This is a genomic window from Nostoc sp. (genome assembly GCF_036916735.1).
Lineage (GTDB): Bacteria > Cyanobacteriota > Cyanobacteriia > Cyanobacteriales > Nostocaceae > Nostoc.
In genome coordinates, this window is record NZ_JBALFV010000067.1 from 23,601 (window position 1) to 44,832 (window position 21,232).

Sequence of the window (21,232 nt, forward strand, 5' to 3'; positions counted from 1 at the left end):
GGGTACTGAACTTAACTTATTTAAGTTCGCCAAACAAAGAATGGGCAAACAAAGCGGCTTGAGTACGATCGCGTAAATTCAACCGACTCAGAATATTGGTAACATAATTCTTAACAGTGTTTTCTGAAAGAAACAGCGATTCGGCAATTTCACGATTATTAGCTCCAGAAGCAATTAACCGCAATACATCTAATTCTCTGGATGTAAGTTGCGCCAATTCTGGAGGAGTTTGCACAGACGGGACAGGTGCGGTAATCGGCATGAGTGCTTTTTCAAACAATCCCGGACCGAGTAGGGTTTGTCCCTTGTAGACGGATCGAATTGCTAACATTAGTTCATCAGGTTCAGTGTCCTTAAGTAAATAGCCCTTTGCACCCAGCCGCATCGCCTGGTAAACATACTCATCATCATCAAAGGTGGTCAGAACAAGAACCTTAATATCAGGATATTGTTGAGCGATCGCCTTTGTTGTAGCAACTCCATCCATTACAGGCATCCGAATATCCATTAGCACAATATCAGGTTGCAGTGCAGGAATCACCTCAAGTGCCCGTTGCCCATTTTCCGCCTCACCGATTACCTGCATCTGGGCATTCGACTCAAGCATACTCTTAAGTCCCTGGCGAATAAGATGCTGATCGTCAACTAATAAAATCCGAATCATAGCTAAAACAACAGCTTTGATAGTGGCAAAGAAACAGAAATACAGCAACCTGTTCCTAATTGACTGTGGAGATTTAACTCAGCGCCCAGTGCAACCGCTCGTTCTCGCATCCCTTGTAGCCCAAACCCGGTTGTATTTTGAGTGGGGTTAAACCCTTTTCCATTATCTTCGATTGACAGATGAATCATCCCAGCCTCAGCTAGTAGTCCAACAGTAACGCTCGTCGCCTCGGCATGTTTGCAAATATTTGTCAGCGATTCTTGCACAATCCGGTAAAGGGCTGTGTTTACTTCTGTTGGTAAAGTGTACGGTAGATCAATTTTACAGTCCGGTTCAATACCTGTGATTTGCTGAAAATCTGTCAGCAGCTTTTCAATGGCTGATTTAAGAGATTGTCCTTGCAAAGGATTTGAGCGCAAAACAGAAAGCGATCGCCGAATTTCCAGCAGCGCCTCAGCCCCCAATTCCTTTGCCTGTTTGAGAAATGTCAATGCTTTGTGATTATTTGATTCCCAGAATAACAAGGTGTTATTAATCTGAATAGTTTGGGCAACTAGAGTGTGTCCCAACCCATCATGAATTTCGCGGGCAATTCGGTTGCGTTCCTGCAAGGTTGCCTGATCTTCAATCCGTAGCGCATACTGACACAGTTGTTGATTGGTGATCTCTAATTGCTGATGGGCAATTTCTAACTGCTCTCGACTTTGGCGCTCTGCAAGCAGGGCATTAATTAATAATAAAGCGAATACTAACGTTAAGCTAAACAATAATATATTACTTAATCGCCAATCCCAAGACATGGCGATCAGCTTATCTGGGATAAACTTATCAGGTACAATCGGTCTTGACAAAAGCAGTGTTCCATAACAAAGCAGAGATAAACCCAAGACAAGCAACTGTCCCAATTGCTTAAATATCAGGCAACTCCGCATCACCAGTACCAGACACAGCAAGAAAACGGAGCGACTAGATAAGCTATGTTGAATTGTTGGTAGTAAAATTAAACCGAATTCTAAAGCTGTATAAAATAATTTTGTTTCCAGCTTCACCATTGGTAGTCTCAAGCCCATCAAGCTGAAAGTTGCGATCACAACAACTCGTAGCAGCAATGACCAGGACAACTCAAATGGTAGCACAACTTCCATGAACATTGCCGTGGCTAATAACAGCCACTCTAGGTAAAGCAACAGATGAAACGATGGGTAGGTCAAGCGAACCATAGAACTGTTCCAACTCAATGGTCTTTGTAACAAAACCATAGGTATTTTCACAATTTTAGGATGAAATTCTTCTTCCTATATAACGAATCTGTCTCTACTATCGATAGAGCCATTTCGACTGATTAATTATTTCTAAATTAGGAAAAAAGTCACAATAACTTGAGTACTTTTTTACTGGTCAGGTTAGGAATTCTAGCTCATGCACAAACCCATCCCAACTTTTAACATTAGCTGATATGAGTAAAGTAGTAACTTTTCAAACACCATTCAACAGTCATTAACCGAAATTGAGTCAGAACAGTCGGATTACATACAACAAAAACCAAAAAAGTAAATGATTAAAAAACAGATAATTTTACCAACTCTTTTACTTGCAACTATTCTGATTGGAGGAATGACAGGTTGCACCAGTTCTAAGTCCCCAGATGTATCTCAAGGGAACGACTCTGGGACAAAGGTATCTGATACCAACGCTTCTGCTCCCAACTCTCCTGGAAGGAATACGCAGCAGAGCGCCGAGAAACGCGAAGCAGTTCGCAAGCAAGTTGAGGCAGTTCTGACCCCCGATCAGGTAAAGCAATTGTCAACGAAATTACAACAAGGTGAAAGAATGCGTAAAGCAGTATTGAGCCTGAATCTCACGGCTGAACAAAAGACTAAAATTCAGGATATTTTTAAGACTGCCTATCCCCACCGTAAAGGACAATCCCAAGATAAATCCTAGTGCAACAAGTCAAAAGAAAGAATAATTATAAGGCAATAGATGGTAAATAGTTAAACTATGTTAAAGCAAAAATTGCTCCTGAAGATAGAACTTGCTGTTATCGCAACAATCCTGGCAGGAAGTAGTCTCTACGCTTCAAAAGCTCTAGGTAAACCCCAACCTAGCCCCCAAAGACTCGTGGATGAGGTGTGGCAAATCCTAGATAAAAATTATGTTGATGTTAGCTTTAACCATCAAGATTGGAAAGCAATTCGACAGCAGTATCTTAGCCGCTCCTATAGTTCCAACAAACAGGCTTATGGGGCGATTCAAGAAATGGTGGCTAAATTAGGCGATCGCTATACGGAGTTTTTCGACCCCCAGGAATTTCTTGCCTTAAATAAAGACCTTTCTGGCAACCTCAGTGGTGTCGGGTTGGAACTGGCACTGAATGAAAAAACTAAAGCCTTAACTGTTATCGCCCCGATTGAAGGAACGCCTGCTTTTAAGGCAGGTATTTTGCCAGACGATGTAATTGTCCAGATTAACGGTCAAATGACTCAGGGGATGAAAATTGAGGATGCCGTTAAGCGGATTCTGGGCCCAGTGGGAACCAAGGTAGTATTAACAATTCAACGGGGCAATCAATCACAAACTTTCAAGCTTACCCGCGCAAATATTGCTATCCATCCTGTAACTTACAACACGCAAACAACAGCAGTGGGTAAGATTGGTTATATTCGTTTACCAGAGTTTACGCAAACGGCTCCGCAAGAGATGCATCGGGCAATTCAAGCATTAGAAAAACAGCAGGTGCAGGGCTACGTTTTGGATCTGCGTTCCGACCCAGGTGGACTGCTGGATGCAAGTTTGCAAATTGCCAGTATGTGGTTGAAGCAAGGGGCAATAGTATCTTTGGTAAATCGAGACCAAGTTAAAGATAGCTACAATGCGTCGGGACATCCTCTTACCAACAAACCCTTAGTGATTCTAGTCGATAAGGGATCTGCTAGCGCCAGCGAAATTCTCTCAGGAGCATTGCAAGATGACAATCGCGCCAGGTTAGTAGGGACTCGCACCTTCGGTAAAGGTTTAGTTCAATCCGTAGAGCCACTTTCTGATGGTTCGGCACTGAAATTAACGATCGCTAAATATTACACACCCAAAGGTCGAGATATCAATCATGTCGGCATTGCACCCGATATTAATGTGGAATTAACTGAGGCACAACAGAAAGCATTGGTGCAAAATAGAACCTTGGGGACATTAGCTGATCCTCAGTATGCTAGGGCGGTTGCTGACCTAGGCAAATTGATTCAGTCCGATGCTAATCATCTAAGTTTACAACGTGGGCAATAAGTATAGGGATATTCTTAACAATATCTCCTATCGCCACTTTCAATCATGTCAACCCGCAAAGCTCAACGACTTCAAATTTGTGAACCAGTCCCAGGTCTGCAAATCCTGATTCAACTCAGTAACACTCCCCTAGTGCGGACAGTCATAGCTACTGTTACCCACCATCAGCTAGCGGTCGTCGGGGTTGTATTTGTTGTCACCTTGGTTTTTGCTATACGGGAAAACGCCCCCTGGCTGACAGTACCTAAACAGGTGGCGATTGAGTTCTTTTCTGCTGTATCCCAGTCCTTAGCTGCTTTATTGGGGGTGTTAATTGTTTTCCTGACGTTTAATAGTCAGTTAATCGCTCAAAGGCGGCATGAGGACTACTATACACTTCAGATTCAGATTGACCAACTCATTCGTTTAACTCAGTCTCTTCCCGCCGAACTCAGTAATTTTACTGAAACTTTAATAGCGCTAATTAACTATTTAGTTCCCTTGCATTTAAAAGATTTACCAATTTGGCCAACTAGCTCCCAGGTACTACCTTTGGATAAGCTTTTAGATAATTTCAAGAATGAATATGAATTGGTGCAAGTGCATCAAGAATGCTCCTTAGCTACCCATCTGTACCGACAACAAATTTTACTTGTTATCAATAACATTGAAGAAATTGTGGAGGGATTTTCTAGGCTTTATAATCGCATCCTAGAGATGAGCCGTTTCATTCTGGCGATCGTCAAGTTGTCCTTTCTCCTGGGAGTTTCGCTGCTGTTTTTGCTGTTATTTGGGATTATTGATTTGCAAAGGAAGTTTCCTGATCTCAGCCTCCCTGTAATAGTTTCTCTAGCAATTTGGGTGTTGATTGCTCTTTTGGAACTAGTGCTTGATACCTGGTTTATTTATAAAAACCTCTACGGCTCGTCAAGTCATTATCTGCGGTTTTTCCCTAATAAAAAATCCCCTAATTAATCGACAGAAGTTAATTTACTATAAGCAAATCAATATCCTCAGATAGCAAACCTAGTAATACAAGCAAAGCATCTTAATCTCTGATAAATTTCGCTTTTGGCTCGTCAAACTATCTCCTCCAATATTCAAATTGGGACAGAATAAAGATACACAATTACAAGATTTAATAAAAGATTACAAATATTTTGAGAAATGAAATTGGGATCAGGGAAGTTGAGGTGGTAAAGGATTTGGCTGTTTCTAATAAACTAAAATCCACTGGAGGTTCTGATGAACCATGAAATTTCTAACGATTTGACTGACAACAGTATAGAACCGGAGCTATCACGATCACCAAAAAAGCGATCGCCAAAAAAGATTAGTTTGGTAATTTTGGGGATGCTGTTGCTGGGTGGGCTAGTTTTTTTTGGTATCCATGCAGGTACAGCCAAGTCAGACAAAACTGAAAAATCTGGCCGGAATCGGCAGCAAGTGACACCTGTAACTGTGGCAATGGTGACACAAAAAACGGTTCCAGTACAATTGCAAGCGATCGGTAATGTGCAATCGGGGTCTACAGTATCAATTACGCCCGAAGCTAGTGGACGAATCATTGGAGTTTATTTCAAGAAAGGCCAAGACGTAAAAAAGGGACAACTTTTGTTTACCCTAGATGACCGATCGCAAACTGCTGCAATCCAGCAAGCTCAAGGAATTGTAGTCAAAGACCAAGCGCAGGTACAACAAGCAAGAGCGACATTAGCCAGAGACTTGGGTCAAGTAGACCAAGCTAGAGCGACCTTAGTCAAAGACCAAGCCTTGGTGCGACAAGCCCAGGCGACTTTAGCCAAGGATCAAGCCCAAGCACAATTTGCCCAAGGACAGAGCGATCGCTATGGTGCTTTGTACAAGAAGGGCGCGATCAGTTTAGATCAAGCACAGCAATATGTTTCCAATAGTAAATCGGCTACAGCAACCCTACAAGCAGATCGAGAAGCGATCGCTAATGCTCAAGCAGTTTTGAAAAGCGATCGAGTGGCGCTGACTAATGCCGGAGCAGTTGTCCAGGGCGATCAAGCAGCGATCGCTAATGCTCAAGCCGTAGTCCGTTCCGACCAAGGAGCATTGGACAATACTAAAGTGCAATTATCTTACGCCAAAATTTATGCGCCAATTGATGGTCGCGCTGGCAATATTCTGGTGACTCAGGGCAATGTGGTACAGGCCAACAGCACGACTCCACTAGTAACCATCACCCAAATTCGCCCGATTCAAGTTGCTTTTTCCATTCCCGAAGCAAATCTGCCCCAAGTACAAAAGTATATGCAGAATGACAAGCTGAAGGTAGATGTAACGTTCCCCGATGATCAAGCTCATCCTGTACCAGGTGTTTTGGCATTTGTCAATAATACGGTCGATAACACTACGGGGACAATTCAACTGATTGGCGACTTTGACAACACTCAGGGACACTTGTTTCCCGGTCAATTTGTCAACGCAACGCTAACGCTGACTGAAGAACCGAATGCAACGGTTGTTCCTTCCCAAGCCGTGCAGAATGGCCCGGATGGCCAGTTTGTCTTTGTAGTTAAGCCAGACATGACGGTGGAAAATGTTCCAGTTACAGTTAGCAGCACCATTGAGGGGCTAGATGTGGTTCAGAAAGGGCCGCAACCAGGCGATAAAATTGTCACCGATGGTCAAGCAAATCTAGTTTCGGGGAGCAAAATTCGCATCAAAACAGGCCGCAATGACTCAAATGCAGGTGAAAATTCCTCGAAGTCAAGAAGAGGAAGGGGGGCAGGGGGCAGGCAGCAGGGGGGAGAACGCCCCAACTCAGGCGGAGGTGATTCGTGAACCTCTCAGAACCATTTATCCGTCGCCCGATCATGACAACTCTGGTGATGGCGGCGATTTTAATCTTCGGTTTCATGAGTTATCGCTTGCTGCCAATTAGCGATTTACCAAGTGTGGATTATCCCACAATTCAGGTAAGTGCCGCTCGACCGGGAGCCAGCCCTGAAACGATGGCAGCATCGGTTGCCCGTCCCCTAGAGAAGCAATTTTCCAGCATTGCTGGACTCGATTCGCTCAACTCAACTAGCACTCTGGGACAGACTCAAATTACCCTGCAATTTAACCTGAGTCGGAATATTGATGATGCGGCGCAGGATGTGGAAGCAGCGATATCGGGAGCATCGGGGCAAATTGCGACGGATTTACCCAATCCTCCTACATACAGCAAGGTTAACCCCGCTGATCAACCGATTCTTTACCTTTATCTGGACTCTCCTACTCTGCCCCTTTCCCAGGTAGACAATTATGCCGAGACTTATTTGGCGCAAAAACTATCTACAATCAATGGGGTAGCACAGGTAGCTGTTTACGGTTCCCAAAAGTATGCGGCTCGAATTCAACTTGATCCGCAGCAATTGGCAACACGGCAAATTGGGCTAGATCAGGTGGCGACGGCAATTCAACAGGGTAACGTCGATTTGCCTACCGGTAGTCTTTCGGGAAATCATAAGAATTTTACAGTCCAGACTAATGGACAACTTCAGGATGCGGCTGCTTATCGCCAGCTGATTGTGTCTTACAAAGATGGAATGCCCATTTATCTCAATCAACTGGGGCGGATCATTGACAGTGTAGAAAATGACAAGGTAGCAAGCTGGTACAACAATACCCGCGCGATTATTCTCACCATTCAAAGACAGCCTGGAACCAATACGGTGCAGGTCGTAGACACGATTAAGAAATTGCTTCCGAATTTGCGAGGCCAGATTCCGGCATCCGTGGAAATTGGGGTTCTCTATGATGCGTCTCAGTCGATTCGAGATTCAGTGGATGATGTCAGATTTACGTTGATTTTGACCATTGGTTTAGTTATCTTAGTAATTTTCCTATTTTTGCGGAATCTTTCGGCCACAGTGATTCCCAGTTTGGCATTACCCGTTTCGCTAATTGGCACCTTTGCAGTGATGTATTTGCTGCATTACTCACTAGATAACCTGTCGTTGATGGCGTTGACCCTTTCGGTGGGCTTCGTTGTGGATGATGCGATCGTTATGCTGGAAAATATCGTCCGTCACATGGAAATGGGGGAACGTCCCTTAGAAGCGGCGTTAAATGGGTCGAGAGAAATTGGTTTCACAATTTTATCCATGACCCTTTCTTTGGTTGCAGTCTTCATCCCGATGTTGTTTATGAGTGAAGTACTGGGACGATTATTTCATGAATTTGCTGTGACGATCGCAGTTGCAATTCTCGTATCTGGTTTTGTGTCTTTGACTTTGACTCCAATGTTGTGTAGCCGTTTTCTGCGTCCTGTGGATCATGCCCATCAAAGTCGGTTATATCAAGCTTCCGAATATGTCTTTGATCGCTTCCTGGCTCTCTACGATTGGAGTCTAAAAAAAGTCTTAAAATATCACTTTACCACGATGATTTTATCTGTCGTTCTATTCGCGGTGACAGTTGGGTTGTTAGTGGTAGTTCCCAAAGGCTTTATTCCTAGCCAAGATACCGGACAAATTACAGGCATTACCCAAGCAGCCCAGGATGCATCCTTTGATAATCTTGTCCAGCATCAGCAGACAGTTGCTAATCTGATCCGCCAAGACCCGAACGTAGATGCAGTTAACTCCAATATCGGAGCGGGAGCGAGTGCTAATGGCAGTGGAGCCGCAGTTGCAGCCAATTCTGGAAGTTTGTTTATTCGGTTAAAACCGCGATCACAGCGCCAACTTGGGGCTGAGGAAATCATTCAAAATTTGCGAACCAAACTCGCCACTGTTCCAGGCATCCAAGTATTTTTACAAAATCCCCCAGCGATTCCGATTGGCGCTCAACAAAGTACAGGACTTTATCAGCTAGCACTCCAGAGTTCTGATGTCAAACCCTTGCAGGAGTATGTTCCTCAACTTGTTGCGAAGATGAAGACCTTGACAGAACTCCAGGATGTCAACAGCGATTTACAGTTTGCTTCCCAAATTCAAATCGACATTGATCGCGATAAAGCTTCAACTTATGGGATTACCGCCGAGCAAATCGAAAATACTCTGAGAAATGCTTATGGCTCCTACCAAGTGTCAACCATCTATGCAGCGACAAATGAGTATCAAGTGATTCTGGAATTAGCACCGCAGTATCAGGAGGATATCAATGCTTTGTTGACATTGTACATTAACTCCAGTACTGGAGTAGCAGTTCCTCTGAAGACATTTGCCAAACTATCTCAGGGAGTCAGCCCGTTAATGGTCAATCATAACGGTCGGATGAACGCCGCCACCATTTCCTTTAACCTTGCCCCTGGTGTGTCCTTGGGAAATGCCAACCAAGAGATTGAAAAACTGATTGATCAGGTAATTCCTGCCAGCATTAGCACCAACTTTAAGGGCGCAAGCCAGGTATTTCAAAGTTCGCTGCCGAGTTTGGGTTTACTGTTAGCGATCGCTGTTTTAGTAATTTATCTAATTTTGGGTGTTCTCTATGAGGATTTCATTCACCCGATTACGATTCTTTCCGGTTTGCCTTCAGCAGGTTTTGGTGCATTGTTAACGCTGATAATATTCCATGTCGAACTGAATGTTTACTCCTTCATCGGCATAATTCTCTTAGTGGGCATCGTCAAGAAAAACGGGATCATGATGGTGGACTTTGCAATTGAAGCCCAGCGAAATGAATCGAAAAAGCCATCTGAGGCGATTTATCAAGCCTGCTTAGTGCGCTTCCGCCCGATTATGATGACGACAATGGCAGCACTCATGGGAACTTTACCAATAGCGATCGGATTTGGGGCTGGCTCAGAATCCCGCCGTCCTCTAGGTATTGCAGTTGTAGGCGGACTGGTGTTTTCTCAGATATTGACCCTGTATTTAACTCCCGTGTTTTATATCTACATGGAATCATGGCGGAAGAAGCTTAGTCAAGTTAAGTTCCGTCGAGTCTTCTCATTTACAGGAGGGCGATCATGATGGTTTCTTCCTTTGTGTTCTTTGCGTTCTTTGCGGTTCGTTAAAAAATTGAATTTGAAAAAGAGTTAAGTCTTAACCCAAGCGTATTGCATTATTTTTAGCGATCGCATCCACCACATTTCTGGGAGAACAAAACTCATGAACCTTTCAGAACTCTTCATCCGTCGTCCAGTCATGACCACTTTGGTAATGATGGGTATCCTCATCTTCGGTCTCATGAGTTATCTACTGTTACCCATTAGTGCCTTACCCAACGTTGAATATCCTTTTATATCTGTCTCTGCTAGTCTCCCTGGTGCTACCCCAGAAACAATGTCATCTTCGGTCGCCGCACCCCTAGAAAGACAGTTTACTGAAATTGCCGGACTCAATTCATTTAATTCCACCAGTTCAACTGGCAGCACCAACATTTCCCTACAATTTGACTTTAGCCGCAGAGTGGAGGATGCCGCAAAAGATGTACAGGCAGCCATCTCAGCCGCAGCAGGACAACTGCCCCCCGGAATGCCTCACCCACCCACCTACCGCAAAGTTAACCCGTCTGTCTCACCAGTTCTCTTCCTCTATATGTATTCTGAGACACAGCCAATCTCGACAGTAGACGAATACGCAGAGGTAACAGTTGGTCAGCCAATCTCGATGATCAATGGTGTTGCTCAGGTACAGGTTTTTGGTCAACAGCAATATGCAGTCCGCGTCCAGCTTGACCCGCGAGAGTTGGCATCAAGGGGAATTGGTCTAACCCAGGTGAAAACTGCAATTCAACAGGGAAATGTTAAATTACCAATCGGCAGTCTCTCTGGCCCTTACAAAAGTTATACGATTCAGGCGAACGGTCAACTCACCGATGCTGCCAGCTATCGCCAGTTGATTGTAACTTACAAGAATGGTGCGCCTGTGCGGCTTCAGGATTTGGGGCAGGTGATTGACAGTGAACAAAACGTCAAAGTCTCAAATTTGTATAGCGATGACAAGGTAACAAACCGCCATTCCGTTGTTCTCGCCGTGCAGCCGCAGCCGGGAGCCAACACTGTAAATATCGTTGATGCCATCCAGAAACTTTTACCTTCACTCCGCGAACAAGTTCCCAAATCGATTGAGATGGGAATTATGTACGATCGCTCCCAAACAATCCGAGCCTCTGTCAGCGATGTAAAGTTTACTTTGGTTCTCTCGGTTTGTCTAGTTGTCTTGGTGATTTTCTTATTCTTGCGTGACATAACTGCAACGCTAATTCCCAGTTTGGCGCTACCTGTAGCGATTATTGGCACTTTTGCTGTAATGTATCTCTCAGGCTTCTCCCTAGACAACCTCTCCCTCATGGCATTGACCCTTTCCGTGGGCTTTGTCGTGGATGATGCGATCGTGGTGTTGGAAAATATCGTCCGTTATCGAGAAATGGGCGAATCTCCCTTAGACGCGGCATTGAAGGGATCAAAAGAAATCAGCTTCACAATTTTGTCAATGACCCTCTCCCTAGTGGCGGTGTTCATCCCGATCATGTTTATGAGTGGAATAATCGGTAAATTATTTCATGAATTTGCCGTGACGATCGCTGTGGCAATTTTGGTTTCGGGTTTTGTTTCCCTCAGTCTCACGCCAATGTTGTGCAGTCGCTTTTTAAGTTCATCCCATCAGCAAAGACCAAATCTGCTGTATCGTGTCTCAGAATTGGTATTTGATTTACTCCTGCGGGGATATGATTGGACCCTCAAACCCGTCTTAAAATACCGCCTGATGACACTCATTGGTTCTGGCATTTTGCTGGTAATGACCGTCTATTTGTTCATCATCGTTCCTAAAGGATTTATTCCTACGGAAGACACTGGACAACTGATGGCGAACACCAAAGGAGCGCAAGATATTTCTTTTGATGATATGCGGCGTCACCAGCAAACGGTTGTTGACATTATTCGTAAAGACCCCAACATTGAAGCAGTTGACTCGATTGTGGGTGCAAGTGGCCCGAACGCATCGGTCAACTCCGGGCGAATTACGATTCGGCTCAAGCCACGTTCTCAACGTCAACTGAGTGCTGACCAAATCATTCAAGAACTAACCCCCAAGTTGAGACGTACAACTGGAATTAAAACATTCCTCCGCTCTCCACCAGCCATTCCCATTGGTGGACAACAAACTAATTCTACTTATCAGTTCACGTTGCAGAGCTTGAGTTTACAAGACTTGCGCCAATACGTTCCTAAACTTGTGGATAAAGTCAAAACCTTACCAGGACTCCGGGACGTTGACAGCGATTTACAACTCAGCACTCCCCAAATCCAAGTTCAAATTGACCACAACAAAGCTGCAACCCTTGGGATTACCGCCCAAGAAGTTGAACAAACCCTTAGCGCAGCCTATGGTTCCAGCCAGGTTTCCACTATTTATACCCCAAATGACCAATTTTATGTAATTTTAGAAGTGAAACCAGAGTTTCAGCGAGATCCCAGTGCCTTATCGATGCTTTATGTGCAATCGAGTACTGGAAAACAGGTTCCCCTGAGTGCGATCGCTAATATCACCCAGAATGTCGGACCCCTGACTGTGACTCACGTTGCTCAACTCCCCTCTGCAACTATCTCTTTTGACACTCTACCAGGAACGTCTCTAAGTCAGGCTACAGATGCCATCAAGCAAGCAGCTAGTGAGATGCTACCCTCAACAATTACCCCTAGCTTTCAGGGTTCAGCCCAAACCTTCCAACAGTCCTTCAACGATCTAGGCGTACTGTTGTTGGTATCTATTTTAGTAATCTATCTAATTCTCGGTATCCTCTATGAGGATTTCATTCACCCGATCACAATTCTTTCCGGTTTGCCTTCGGCGGGTTTTGGGGCATTACTGACGCTGCTGATTTTCCAAGTTGATTTAAATCTTTACTCTTTCATCGGTATCATTCTGCTAGTGGGCATTGTCAAGAAAAACGGCATTATGCTAGTGGACTTTGCCATTGAAGCGCAGCGAAAGGAAGGGAAAAATTCCTTTGATGCCATCTATGCCGCTTGCTTGATTCGCTTCCGTCCAATTATGATGACGACGATGGCAGCTTTAATTGGGACACTCCCGATTGCCTTGGGGACGGGAGTAGGTTCAGAAGCGCGTCGTCCTCTGGGTATTGCGATCGTTGGTGGATTACTGTTCTCTCAGATATTGACTCTCTATCTGACTCCGGTGTTTTACACTTACATGGAGGCATGGCGGAAAAAGCTTAGTATACAACAATACCTTCGCCAAAAATAGAAGTAGCCTAGCTTTTGCCTAAATAGCGTTAGAGAGCCAGTACAGTAGAAAATATTGACAAATTAAGCTGATTGTGGAGTAGTAATACCAATTCACTAAAACTGTGATAAGTAGCTGGGTGGGAAAATTTATCGTTGAGAGAAGGCAGGAGGCAGGAGGCAAGAGGCAAGAGGGTTTTAGCCGAATGGCACTAAGAAAAGGAAAAACCTTTGCGCTTAGTGAGTGTGGGAGGGGTGGGAAGAGGGAAAAGCATAAATTCTCTTTCCCTGCACACTCCCCACACTCAAAAGCCTTATAACAATGGATTTGCCGTTATCTTAGTGCCATTCATTCATGACCCGCGTGTTCTTTGGCCAGATACTCTATCAGTGGCAAAAGATGGTTATCTTTACTTCACAGCTAATCAGCTGCATCGTCAAGCCAGATATCACCAAGGAAAAGACCTGCGCCAGAAACCTTATAGTCTGTTCCGAACTCGAATCGATGCCCAACCAGTTGCTTTGCTGCCAAAATAGCTGTCTTTATTTTATCGTTCTCATGCCTCAAAAGTACTACTTACCGTAACTACTGGCTGTATGCTGTTGTGAATTGCTAGGGATGCATCTGTATCTAACAATGCCTATCTACTTGTTTTTTAACAAGACGAAAGCGTTTTATGCAAAGAAAATAGCACAAGGGTGATCGTACAAAGTAGACAACTTACCCCATCCACTCTACGCAATCAGGCGCAGATGAAATCAACTGACCAAATTTCTGTGCGTCAACGTCCTCAAACTCTAGCACAACACCCCAGCGCTCATCACTCGTAAGTGTACTGAGAAATTCTTTAGAAGTTTTACTTAGTTTCAACTTTTACAACTGCTGACATTCCCGGAGTAAATCGAGATTCGTAACCTTGAATACTTGAGCGATCAAACAGAATCTTGACGGGAATTTCATGTAGTGAATTACCAGAAGCTGAATTGCTCGTCAGATTATCTTGTGACATAAAAGCGATACTATCTACCTTGCCTTGAAACTGCCGATTAGCAAAGGCTGAAACTGTAATTTTTACCTTTTGCTCTGGCTGTATTTTTTCTAACTGCTTTTCAGGAAAATAAGCAATAATCCAAGGATGTGGTTGTATTATTGATAAAAGAGTTTGCCCTGGAAGCACCTGCTGTCCTATCTGTACATTTTTATTCCCAACTACTCCACCGATCAAAGTCGCAATGTTAGTATAGTTCAACTCCAGTTGTGCTTTTGTTACCTCTAGCTGCTTTTGAGCCAAAGTAGCGTTAGCTACCTTATATTGTTGCTCGTTTATCTTCTTTTGCTGATTTAGGACTTGTAGTTGTAAAGTTCTTTTTTTTCTGAAAGCTTGTTGTTGTATTTGAGCCTTTTTATTTTCAGTAACTGGTTGTAGTGATGGAATCTCAATAGCAATTTGGGGAATTTTCTCTTGTGCCAATGCTGCTTGCTGTTTAGCTAATTCTAAAGATGCTTTTGCCCGTGCCAAAGATAATTGATAGTTACTTTTATCAAGTTTCACTAATACCATGCCTGGAGATATCGTTTGGTTATCATTGAATGTAATTTCAGTGACTATTCCTGATACACGACTAATCACAGGGTTAATCTCTGCGCTAACATAAGCATTATCAGTTTCTAGATATTTTTGCATATATTGCCATTGCTCATAAGCATAATTAGCTATATAAACTGCAATTACACTAAACAACACTCCCAATCCTGTAAGTAGTAGCAGATGCCGAACCCAAGGAGGTGATAATCTTTCCTTAAAAGCATTGTTTGATTCACTAGAAGTGTTAGTTGGCTCCTGTTGTGACACAAAGGGAGTTTTTTGTTCTGATAATTTAGTAACTTGTTGGGACTGCTGTAAAAAATTTTTAAGTTTCATCAGTGATATTTATGTAATTCCAGATTTCAGTATAAATATTGGCACTCCTAAAGAGTCTGTTTACAGAATAGAGCAAATATTACTTAAATGCATAATTGCTCTTAAGAAAGCTTCATCGTCAGCTTCAGAACCCCTTAAATTGGCGCTGCCAAGGTTGCGATCGCCACAATTGATGCCATCCATTCTACCCAATTGGTACCTAAAAGTTTAAAATTACAATGCAACGGACTGACGCAAGATCCTATTGGTGCATCAAAGACCTCGGCAGTCGCCCACCGATTTGAGACGTTATGCAGATGTTGCTCCCGGTATATGTATGGACAAAGATCAACTAAAGCGGGTTTTGACGGAGCGGATGGCAATCGGCCCTGGTCAGCTGTGGTTTAATCCCACATTCCGCACTTCAATAAGTAGTATAAACAAACTATATTACCAGTCAATTCAAAACGAGAATTTTTGACAATAAAGTAACTATCGAAAATAAATTATGTACGCCAAAAAATCAGCTTTTTTATTATATTAAAAAAGCTAGTTATCCAACAATATTTAATTAAAATTATTTAATCAGTGAGCAAAAATCAAACCACGTAATCGTGAATTAGAAATTTTACAATTCCGACAATAAATAATATTTTTTACAAGCAGTAGGTAGGAATTGCAAGATATGACAACATGACTCTGTTAAGTTAAGAATTTGTTGAAATCCTTGTGTAATCAGAATGTGAATCCCTTGAAAGCATTGAAATATCCAGCGCAAAGTAGGGACTTCTGTGGGTTTATTAAGTTGATTTCTAACTATAGTTTTTTGATTTTTTAACGACATTATTAATTGTCTTTATCCCAAATTATAAACCAACAAACATAATGACATTAATATCATCATTATCTCATGCTTTAGCAGCCAAATGTGATTGTAAAGCTGGTTGTCCAAGATGCCTGTATTCAACAGCTTGTCCACAGCATAATCAACCATTGCATAAAGATGTGGATTTGTTTTTATTGAATGCAATTAGCCAAGCGAAGCAGAATACCTAAAACCCATATTGACGTAAGCAGCAAAGTTAAAAAAGATAATATAAAGTCTATTGTCAAAGCTAGGCGTCTTTGCAGCAAAGGTGGTTGGCATCCACTTGGTGAAGATCGGCAACGCCTAAAAGAGTTTTGATTTGCGATTTCTTTAAGTGTAGAAGTGCAATCAAACTTTCTAATGTTTGATAGAGTGATATTTTGTCGAAGGCTGTTCATCTCTATGTCGTCCCAGGTATCGCTCCCCCAATCGCTGCATCCAGACCTACCGCTCACGGCTCTTGCGCCCATGCAAGATGTGACAAACCTCTGGTTTATGAAGGTGATTGCCCACTACGGCAGTCCTGACTACTTCTTCACTGAGTATTTTCGGGTGAATGATACCTCACGGCTCAATCGTAGCATTCTAACAGCAATCACCGAAAATGACACCGGTCGCCCCGTTTTTGCTCAAATGATTGGCGAAAGCATAAAAGACTTAGTAAGAACAGCAAAGGAACTCTGTAAGTATAATATCGCTGGAGTTGACTTGAACATGGGTTGTCCAGCACCTAGAATCTATCGCAAAAATGTTGGGGGTGGATTGCTGCTCTCACCAGAAAAAGTGGAGCGAATTTTGGGAGAACTGCGTTCTGCTGTGAATGATCGTCCTTTAACAGTCAAGATGCGCTTAGGCTTTGAAAATACTGATAACTTTTATTCTATTCTAGATATAATCAATCGCCACAGCATTGATTTACTGAGTTTACATGGTCGCACAGTGAAAGATATGTACCACGGAACAGTGAAATATGATTTGATTGCCTCCGCGGTCAAACGGGTCGATTGCCCAGTACTTGCCAATGGCAACATCAACTCTGCTTTTACTGCTGTTAAAGTGCTTTCTCAAACGGGTGCGGCGGGTATAATGGTGGGACGCTGGGCGATTGGGAATCCTTGGCTTTTCAATCAAATTCGCCAGGCTTTGCGCTTTGAAACGATCACGCCTGTTCCTTTAGTAGAGGTACGCAACTATATTGATCGTTTATGGCAAACCCCCGCAGCAGCAACTATGCCAGAGCGAGCACGTATAGGCTACCTGAAAATGTTCCTCAACTACATTGCCCTAAACGTTGACGCTGAAGGTGATTTTCTGCGGCTGATGCGACAGACCTCTACCGAGGTAGAAATGTTTAACCTCTGTGATCGTGTTCTCCTTGCCGATTTGACGAAAACTTTAGCCCTAAGACCCTTAAGGAGCCTGTAACTGTGGACAAGAAATCTGAAGTAGATGCAACGATCGCTTTGTTTGTTGATTTAGCGAAAAAACAAGCAAAGAATTTTTGTGCATATTTGAATAAGCATCGAAGTCGGATTATCAATTACGGCTACTGTCAGGCAGAACAAATTTACTCTATTGGTTCTGGATCTGTGGAGTCTGCTATTAAACAAATCGGTCTGATGTTGAAACTTTCTATCTAGTATTCAGTGGAATCCTGCCAATGTGCCGTCTATACTACAACTTTGCTGTGCCTACCTCAATGGTCAACTTGCTATCTAATGTTTTTGCAAAAATGGGATGCTCCCCACGTAAATCGTCGTCTAAAGATATTTAAAATTTTGTCTGATAGATATCGAAATTGTCAGTGACATTTTGGCTTAAGGTCTAATTTAATTGCGGGAATTTATAATCACTTAGCCATATAAATCAATTAAAAAATCAAATTTTTCAAATACTTTCAGTAATTAATCAATAACTGAAATAACGTTTGCTGCAATTTTTTAGTTAGCGATAAGCGAAGCCATGCCGTAGGCTTATCGCCTGATAATACTTGCTCGAAACAATTTATAAACTCTTACCAAAAACTGAAATTAGAACAACCCCTACTCATACCACAAAATATTTATGCAAGAGTTCTAAAGTTTATTTCTCGAGTGAACGAACTGCGCGATCGCAATCCTCGTTGTTGCGATCGCAGTTAACCAACTAGAATTAATCTGAAGGTTTTGCCTATTTTCAAGATCAATGACCCTTATAAAAGTTTTCCTAGAGTCGTTTCAACATTTTGAACTAGGCAATCCCGATGCCACCTGTTACACCATAAACTTCTCCAGTGATATAGCTGCCTTCTTGGGAAGCAAGCAACACATACACAGGAGCAATTTCCACAGGCTGACCGGGTCTTCCGAGCGGAACTTCAGAACCAAATTTCTCGATCTTGTCCTGGGTCTGACCACCACTTGGCTGTAGCGGTGTCCAGAATGGACCGGGTGCGACTGCATTAACACGCACTCCCTTCTCGATCATCTGTTTGGCTAGAGATTTGCTGAAATTCTCAATGCCCGCTTTAGTCATCGCATAATCAAGCAGACTCGCTGAAGGTTGATATGCCTGAATCGAAGTCGTGTTAATAATTGATGCTCCAGGCTTAAGATGTGGAACGGCTGCTTTAGTAATCCAAAATAGCGCGTAGAGGTTTGTCTTCATCACTTTATCGAAATGCTCAGTCGTAATGTCGCTAATTGAGGGGTAAGATGTCTGTGCGCCAGCATTGTTCACCAGAATATCTAAACCGTTCAAAGATTGCACTGCATCTGTCACCAGCTTTTGGCAAAAATGCTCATCGGTGATGTCACCCGGAAGCGCAACCGCTTTGCGCCCTGATTGTTCAATCAATTGGATCACCTCTATTGCATCAGCCTCTTCGCTCTTAAGATAGGCGATCGCAACATCAGCACCTTCCCGCGCAAATGCGATCGCAACAGCGCGGCCGATACCAGAATCGGCTCCGGTGACTAATGCCTTCCGACCTACAAGCTTTCCACTTCCAATGTAGCTCTGCTCACCGTGATCCGGTTGGGGCTGCATCTTTTGAGCAAGTCCTGGTACGGGCTGCGGTTGTTGAGGAAAGGGCGGAGCCGGATATTGCTGCCGAGGGTCTTGCATCTCTAATCGATTGTCTTTCATCACTTGGTTGTTTTGATAGTTTTTCCAATTCAAGACTCAAGTATCAAGCATTAAGGAGAACGATTCCTCATCCTTTGAGCAGAATAATGTTCCTGACTTACCCGTTAAGTTGTAAAAAGCTTACGGGCAAAGGATTTAAAAAACAGCACAGCATATACGGTACAGTCAGAGAAATCGGGTGCTGTCATATGACAAGCAATGGTGGACTGGTTGAAAAAATTTTGCAATCTTTGAACTGGGAGATAAGCCTGACGGCATGGCTACACTTACCGCCGATTATAGGATTTTACGTTATTATTGTTATCGTTGGCATGTAGAGGAATACCACAAAATTTTTAAATCGGGCTGCCAGGTGGAACATGAGAGTGGTGTATAGCATATTGGCTTAAAAATTTGACGGCTCTATCAGAATAAATGGCAATAACCGACTCAGAAATCCTTGAAGAAGTTATTAAGTGCTTAATAGAAAATTTTTATCTTGAAACTCAAGGAGTATGTGAGCAACAGACTTTATTTGAGATTCTGACTTCTGCTGTCAGCAATGGAGATAGTATTGAGAACACTGCTAAATTATTAAACAATGTTCCTACAGCCAATGATATTAAATATCATCTTAAGAAAATCAATAATTTTGAAGAATTAGAGGCGTAAGTTAATTTTACATTGAAAAGCCGAATTTCTTTATGAGTAAAAAAAGGTTGTTTAAAAATAGCGATTAATTTAAATTTAATTTTTTAGTTAAATACTTTGTTTAGGTTGCTCACAAGATCAGAACAAATTTAGATTACATCTATCAAGATTATCAAAAAAATATTTGGAATTGAAAATAGTTATCGACTGAAAAACATTTATCGAATTAAAACGAATAATAAAAATCCAGCTTTGAGATTACTATTCGTGGGTATACCTTTTCTTTTAGTTAATATTTTGGTAAATCTACTTTGGCTCAGAATCAGTCGTAAAAGGAAAGGTAGTTGATTAATTTATCGCACACTTTTTGTGCTCAAACAGATGTTAGCCTTTTTATCTCAAGCCCTACAGCGTAATTGGATACAAAGGAATAATACAAAGGTGATTCATTTAAAAGTGGTGTTGCCAATCTGTTCGACTCAAGCGATAAACAAAGCACTCATCGTCACTGAATCGTCGATATTCGATAAATTGAAAGCCAAGACGTTCATAAAAGCGGTGAGCGCGAGTATTACTAGCCAGTGGATCAATGATTACAGCCGTCACAGAAGAGTCTGCGAAACATCGGGTAATTGCTAGCTGCATCATTTTTGTGCCATAACCTTTGCCCAAATCAGCTGCTTCTCCGATCCAAATATCAATGGCACGAAGATTGGCTGCGATATCGCCCCAATAGTGACTTTCCTCTCGTGCAGGATCTATAATTTGGATAAATCCGATGGGACGACCTTCGATCTCAGCAATCAATTGCTCCCTCCAATCAGGATTATGATTTAGTTCCACCTCCCACCCCCAGTCATCATTAGGGTCTGAAGCAATCACATGAGGTTGATCGTCCCAATGTCGCAGTAAATCTAAATCAGCAAAGCTAGCATGGCGTAAGTTCATCTTCGTTGCATTCGCTGACGATATATTGTAGGCGATTCGCCGAACTTAATATAATACCAATACGGTTGGTATTTATCCAATAGCTAATGTTCTGAAATTTTTATATTATCGTTATTTTCAGTTTAATTTTCATCCTACAGTCCCATCAAGAGTAATTTTTGAGCGCATAATAAATCTCTCTTGAGAGTATCACTGAGAGCCGATTCAAACGCAATAAACAAGCTGCTGATAACACTTTAGGATCAGGCAATGCAATAAAACAGCGATCGCACTCCATAAAGATAGAGGAAAAACCAGGCTCAAGCAGCTTCCTGATTGTAGTTTCCAGGCATCAATAATTTTTTTAATTCATATCGGTAGTACTTTGTCAAGACAATTTAGATGCGTTCCCCCTGCATATCTCGTACAGTGCCATTAAACCTTCACGAGTCTGAGCATGATTTGCTTTCAATGCAACACTCTCAAGAGAGAGCCACTATCATTCCAGCAATCACATTCTACTTTAAGCATCCCTGTTTCATTCTCTATACCCACTTCTTTACAGTAATATGTTTTCTAGGAAAACTCCAGTTTTCAAGATGGATGAGGTTTATCTCTGGTTTTGGGGTTAGATAGCCTTGAACTTCTATACTGGCGCGATCGCCTTCTGCCCCAATTTCGAGTGTGACTTTTACCCCTTGGTTCAA

General features: G+C 42.6%; 17 protein-coding genes and 2 pseudogenes. 12 read left to right on the forward strand and 7 right to left on the reverse strand.

All coding sequences use genetic code 11. From position 1 onward, the window contains the following. Positions 1-16: 16 nt before the first annotated feature. Both V7L20_RS15600 and V7L20_RS15605 read right to left on the reverse strand, forming a co-directional pair. Entirely contained in the window at positions 17-664 is a 648-nt protein-coding gene (locus tag V7L20_RS15600; RefSeq protein WP_334744955.1) for a response regulator transcription factor, read from the reverse strand. Positions 665-666: 2 nt separating this feature from the next. Beyond that, on the reverse strand, positions 667-1,884 hold the full coding sequence (locus tag V7L20_RS15605) for a sensor histidine kinase (RefSeq protein WP_334744956.1): 1,218 nt from the start codon (positions 1,882-1,884) through the stop codon (positions 667-669). Between the two features lie 334 nt (positions 1,885-2,218). Here V7L20_RS15605 and V7L20_RS15610 point away from each other — a divergent pair, with 334 nt between their 5' ends. The 7 genes from V7L20_RS15610 to V7L20_RS15640 all read left to right on the forward strand — a co-directional run bounded on the left by V7L20_RS15610 (position 2,219) and on the right by V7L20_RS15640 (position 13,610). Beyond that, positions 2,219-2,608: a hypothetical protein gene (locus tag V7L20_RS15610; protein WP_334744957.1), complete on the forward strand. Its 390-nt coding sequence runs from the start codon at positions 2,219-2,221 to the stop codon at positions 2,606-2,608. A gap of 57 nt (positions 2,609-2,665) precedes the next feature. Continuing rightward, positions 2,666-3,946: a S41 family peptidase gene (locus V7L20_RS15615; protein ID WP_334744958.1), complete on the forward strand. Its 1,281-nt coding sequence runs from the start codon at positions 2,666-2,668 to the stop codon at positions 3,944-3,946. A 45-nt stretch (positions 3,947-3,991) separates the two neighbouring features. Next, positions 3,992-4,900: a hypothetical protein gene (locus V7L20_RS15620; protein WP_334744959.1), complete on the forward strand. Its 909-nt coding sequence runs from the start codon at positions 3,992-3,994 to the stop codon at positions 4,898-4,900. 270 nt (positions 4,901-5,170) lie between these two features. After that, positions 5,171-6,736: an efflux RND transporter periplasmic adaptor subunit gene (locus tag V7L20_RS15625; protein WP_334744960.1), complete on the forward strand. Its 1,566-nt coding sequence runs from the start codon at positions 5,171-5,173 to the stop codon at positions 6,734-6,736. Beyond that, the gene (locus V7L20_RS15630; protein ID WP_334744961.1) at positions 6,733-9,855 is read left to right on the forward strand and encodes an efflux RND transporter permease subunit; all 3,123 of its coding nucleotides are present in this window, start codon (positions 6,733-6,735) and stop codon (positions 9,853-9,855) included. The genes V7L20_RS15625 and V7L20_RS15630 overlap by 4 nt, the downstream gene beginning before the upstream one ends. A 138-nt stretch (positions 9,856-9,993) precedes the next feature. After that, a complete protein-coding gene (locus V7L20_RS15635) occupies positions 9,994-13,095 on the forward strand; it encodes an efflux RND transporter permease subunit (protein ID WP_334744962.1) in 3,102 nt (1,033 codons plus the stop codon). Positions 13,096-13,328: 233 nt separating this feature from the next. Continuing rightward, positions 13,329-13,610 carry a hypothetical protein gene (locus V7L20_RS15640; protein WP_334744963.1) on the forward strand — a complete coding sequence of 94 codons (282 nt, stop codon included), beginning with the start codon at positions 13,329-13,331 and terminating at the stop codon, positions 13,608-13,610. Between the two features lie 320 nt (positions 13,611-13,930). Here V7L20_RS15640 and V7L20_RS15645 read toward each other — a convergent pair whose 3' ends face one another. Both V7L20_RS15645 and V7L20_RS15650 read right to left on the reverse strand, forming a co-directional pair. Further along, a complete protein-coding gene (locus V7L20_RS15645; protein ID WP_334744964.1) occupies positions 13,931-14,995 on the reverse strand; it encodes an HlyD family secretion protein in 1,065 nt (354 codons plus the stop codon). 60 nt (positions 14,996-15,055) lie between these two features. Continuing rightward, positions 15,056-15,178: a hypothetical protein gene (locus tag V7L20_RS15650; RefSeq protein ID WP_334744965.1), complete on the reverse strand. Its 123-nt coding sequence runs from the start codon at positions 15,176-15,178 to the stop codon at positions 15,056-15,058. Positions 15,179-15,242: 64 nt separating this feature from the next. On the opposite strand from V7L20_RS15650, the gene V7L20_RS15655 reads away from it, so the two are divergent. Further along, the gene (locus V7L20_RS15655) at positions 15,243-15,455 is read left to right on the forward strand and encodes a hypothetical protein (RefSeq protein WP_334744966.1); all 213 of its coding nucleotides are present in this window, start codon (positions 15,243-15,245) and stop codon (positions 15,453-15,455) included. 147 nt (positions 15,456-15,602) lie between these two features. Here V7L20_RS15655 and V7L20_RS32665 read toward each other — a convergent pair. Continuing rightward, positions 15,603-15,884: pseudogene (locus V7L20_RS32665) on the reverse strand (IS1634 family transposase); the annotation flags it as partial. A 360-nt stretch (positions 15,885-16,244) separates the two neighbouring features. Between V7L20_RS32665 and V7L20_RS15660 the strand changes: the two are divergent. Together V7L20_RS15660 and V7L20_RS15665 are read left to right on the forward strand one after the other, a co-directional pair. Next, positions 16,245-17,267, forward strand: coding sequence for a tRNA-dihydrouridine synthase family protein (locus V7L20_RS15660; protein ID WP_334744967.1), 1,023 nt, complete (start codon positions 16,245-16,247; stop codon positions 17,265-17,267). Between the two features lie 2 nt (positions 17,268-17,269). Next, positions 17,270-17,482, forward strand: coding sequence for a hypothetical protein (locus V7L20_RS15665; RefSeq protein ID WP_442943556.1), 213 nt, complete (start codon positions 17,270-17,272; stop codon positions 17,480-17,482). Between the two features lie 589 nt (positions 17,483-18,071). Here V7L20_RS15665 and V7L20_RS15670 read toward each other — a convergent pair. After that, entirely contained in the window at positions 18,072-18,968 is an 897-nt protein-coding gene (locus V7L20_RS15670) for an SDR family oxidoreductase (RefSeq protein ID WP_334744968.1), read from the reverse strand. Positions 18,969-19,382: 414 nt separating this feature from the next. Between V7L20_RS15670 and V7L20_RS15675 the strand changes: the two genes are divergently transcribed. Further along, positions 19,383-19,619, forward strand: a complete 237-nt coding sequence (locus V7L20_RS15675) for a hypothetical protein (RefSeq protein ID WP_334744969.1) — start codon at positions 19,383-19,385, stop codon at positions 19,617-19,619. A gap of 104 nt (positions 19,620-19,723) precedes the next feature. Further along, positions 19,724-20,018: pseudogene (locus V7L20_RS32670) on the forward strand (ISH3 family transposase); the annotation flags it as partial. Between the two features lie 30 nt (positions 20,019-20,048). On the opposite strand, the gene V7L20_RS15680 reads toward V7L20_RS32670, so the two are convergent. After that, entirely contained in the window at positions 20,049-20,546 is a 498-nt protein-coding gene (locus tag V7L20_RS15680) for a GNAT family N-acetyltransferase (protein ID WP_334744970.1), read from the reverse strand. Positions 20,547-21,232 lie beyond the last annotated feature (686 nt).

Coding starts and splice junctions, on each gene's coding strand:
- V7L20_RS15645 (WP_334744964.1), bottom strand. CDS start 14,995: ATGAAACTTAAAAATTTTTTACAGCAGTCCCAACAAGTTACTAAATTA.
- V7L20_RS15605 (WP_334744956.1), bottom strand. CDS start 1,884: ATGGTTCGCTTGACCTACCCATCGTTTCATCTGTTGCTTTACCTAGAG.
- V7L20_RS15620 (WP_334744959.1), top strand. CDS start 3,992: ATGTCAACCCGCAAAGCTCAACGACTTCAAATTTGTGAACCAGTCCCA.
- V7L20_RS15635 (WP_334744962.1), top strand. CDS start 9,994: ATGAACCTTTCAGAACTCTTCATCCGTCGTCCAGTCATGACCACTTTG.
- V7L20_RS15600 (WP_334744955.1), bottom strand. CDS start 664: ATGATTCGGATTTTATTAGTTGACGATCAGCATCTTATTCGCCAGGGA.
- V7L20_RS15675 (WP_334744969.1), top strand. CDS start 19,383: ATGGCAATAACCGACTCAGAAATCCTTGAAGAAGTTATTAAGTGCTTA.
- V7L20_RS15615 (WP_334744958.1), top strand. CDS start 2,666: ATGTTAAAGCAAAAATTGCTCCTGAAGATAGAACTTGCTGTTATCGCA.
- V7L20_RS15660 (WP_334744967.1), top strand. CDS start 16,245: ATGTCGTCCCAGGTATCGCTCCCCCAATCGCTGCATCCAGACCTACCG.
- V7L20_RS15680 (WP_334744970.1), bottom strand. CDS start 20,546: ATGAACTTACGCCATGCTAGCTTTGCTGATTTAGATTTACTGCGACAT.
- V7L20_RS15670 (WP_334744968.1), bottom strand. CDS start 18,968: ATGAAAGACAATCGATTAGAGATGCAAGACCCTCGGCAGCAATATCCG.
- V7L20_RS15650 (WP_334744965.1), bottom strand. CDS start 15,178: ATGGATGGCATCAATTGTGGCGATCGCAACCTTGGCAGCGCCAATTTA.
- V7L20_RS15625 (WP_334744960.1), top strand. CDS start 5,171: ATGAACCATGAAATTTCTAACGATTTGACTGACAACAGTATAGAACCG.
- V7L20_RS15610 (WP_334744957.1), top strand. CDS start 2,219: ATGATTAAAAAACAGATAATTTTACCAACTCTTTTACTTGCAACTATT.